The sequence below is a fragment of the Blautia sp. CGZ-1-C1 genome (assembly GCF_056504575.1).
In genome coordinates this window covers 1-2,478 of record NZ_JBWLUT010000024.1, presented here as the reverse complement: position 1 = coordinate 2,478, position 2,478 = coordinate 1, and the positions used below count along the sequence as shown (strand labels likewise).

The 2,478-nt window shown below is 42.0% G+C and carries 2 protein-coding genes and 1 pseudogene; all 3 read left to right on the top strand.

Features of this window, described 5'->3' with window-relative positions; all coding sequences use genetic code 11:
- Positions 1-734: FAD-binding protein (locus AC058W_RS01240; RefSeq protein ID WP_479389595.1), on the top strand; the 734-nt coding region annotated here is incomplete at its 5' end.
- Between the two features lie 189 nt (positions 735-923).
- Positions 924-1,767, top strand: a pseudogene (locus AC058W_RS01235) (fumarate hydratase).
- A gap of 1 nt (position 1,768) precedes the next feature.
- Positions 1,769-2,335, top strand: coding sequence for a Fe-S-containing hydro-lyase (locus AC058W_RS01230; RefSeq protein WP_117674539.1), 567 nt, complete (start codon positions 1,769-1,771; stop codon positions 2,333-2,335).
- Positions 2,336-2,478 lie beyond the last annotated feature (143 nt).

Below are 2,478 nucleotides of genomic sequence, written 5' to 3'. Positions count from 1 at the left end.
ACCACGAATCCGTAAACGCAGATGGACTTGTACTTGGATATAGAGCAGGTGCTTCCCTTCTTTATCAGGATTCTATCCAGTATCATCCAACAGGAGCAATTTATCCATCACAGATTATGGGTGCTCTGGTAACAGAGAAAGTTCGTTCCGTTGGAGCACAGCTTGTAAATGCAAACGGAGAAGCTTACATTCATCCGCTTGAAACTCGTGACGTAAATGCTTCCGGCGTTATCCGCGAGTGTGAAGAGGGACGTGGAGTAGAAGTTCCCGGAGGACTTAAAGGCGTATGGCTTGATACTCCGATGATTGAGATTCTTGGCGGGGAAGGAACTATCGAAAAGAGAATTCCGGCAATGTTCCGTATGTACATGAACTATGGCATTGATATGAGAAAAGTTCCGATTGTTATTTATCCGACACTTCATTACCAGAACGGTGGTCTTGAGATCGACGGAGACGGATTTACAAAAGAAATCCCGAACCTTTTAGTTGCCGGAGAAGCAGCCGGCGGAATCCACGGAAGAAACAGACTGATGGGTAACTCTCTTCTGGATGTAATCGTATTTGGAAGAAATGCAGGTAAGAAAGCCGCAACTAAATGCAAAAACGTAGAGCTTGGAGAAATGAACCTTGACCATATCTACAAATATGCAGAAGAACTGAAAGAGGCAGACGTACATACGGATAAAGTATCTCCATTACTGCTTCCGAAATATGCCCGCCACGAGAGATAATCTGTATTAGAAAGAACAGTGTAGATTAAAGACATAAGATTCATACTTCTGTATTAATCTGGAATGATAAAATTTTAAAGATAATGTTGATATCTACAGTAAGAAAATATAATATTATACATAGGTTCCGGGGAAGTTTCCCGGAATCTGTTGAAAAAGGCTAACCATATCAGAAAGGAGCTCATACATATGCGTGAGATAGAAGTAAGCAGACTTACAGATGTCATTGAAAAGCTCTGTATCGAAGCCAACGAGCATCTTCCGGAAGATGTAAAATGCGCGATCAAAACCTGTCGTGCATGTGAAGACGGAGAGATTGCCAAAGGTGTACTTGATAATATTATTGAGAATTTTGAAATTGCCGATAACGAAAACGTACCGATCTGCCAGGATACAGGAATGGCATGTGTCTTCCTTGAAATCGGACAGGATGTACATTTCGTTGGTGGAAACCTTGAAGACGCCATTAATGAAGGTGTACGTCGTGGATACGACAAGGGATATTTAAGAAAATCCGTAGTAAAAGATCCGGTACGCCGTGGAAATACAGGTGACAATACACCGGCTATGATTTACACAGAAATCGTTCCTGGAGATCAGGTAAAGATTACAGTTGGTCCGAAAGGTTTCGGAAGCGAAAACATGAGCCAGATCCGTATGTTCAAACCATCTGCAGGTTTACAGGGTATCAAAGACTTTATTCTCGAAGTGGTAGAGACAGCAGGTCCTAACCCATGTCCTCCAATGGTAGTTGGCGTTGGTATTGGCGGAACTTTTGATAAATGTGCACTTCTCGCAAAGAAAGCTCTTATGAGACCATTAGATTCTCAGAATCCGGATCCATTCTATGCAAGATCTTGAGAAAGAGATGCTTGAAAAAGTAAACAAACTCGGAATCGGACCGCAGGGATTTGGCGGAAAGACAACAGCAATCGGTCTGAATATTGAGACAATGCCGACTCATATTGCCGGTATGCCATGCGCAGTAAATATTAACTGCCATGTAACCCGTCATAAAACGGAGGTGATCTAAGATGGAAAGAAAGAAAATTACACTTCCACTTACAAGAGAGCTGGCAAAAACTCTCCACGCAGGTGATCAGGTATTATTAACCGGAACAATTTATACATCACGTGATGCAGGACATAAGAGAATGTGTGAAGCTCTTGCCAAAGGCGAAAAAATCCCATTTGATCCTACAGATGCGACCATCTATTATGTAGGACCGACTCCTGCAAAACCAGGTGCAGTTATCGGTTCCGCAGGCCCTACAACCAGCGGACGTATGGATGCATATGCACCAACTATGATGTCTGTCGGAGCAAGAGGAATGATTGGTAAAGGTGCCCGCCTTCCAGAAGTAGTAGATGCTATGAAGAAATATGATGGCGTGTACTTCGGAGCTATCGGCGGCGCAGGTGCACTTCTCGCTAAATGTATCAAGAAAGCAGAGCTTATTGCATATGAAGATCTTGGTGCAGAAGCACTTCGTAAATTATATGTAGAGGATATGCCTCTTGTAGTTATTATTGACTCAGAAGGTAATAACCTTTATGAAATGGGAAAAGCCGATTACCTTAAAGAGCATGGAGATAAATAATCGGACGGATACTATAATGAAACAAAAACGGCTGTAAACATTCAATGATTTTACAGTTACAGATAACTTCCATATGCTGTAATATACAGTGTATGGAAGTTGCTTTATACAATAAAAGATGCTAGGGACAAAAGGTCTTTTGC

Coding starts and splice junctions, on each gene's coding strand:
- AC058W_RS01230 (WP_117674539.1), top strand. CDS start 1,769: ATGGAAAGAAAGAAAATTACACTTCCACTTACAAGAGAGCTGGCAAAA.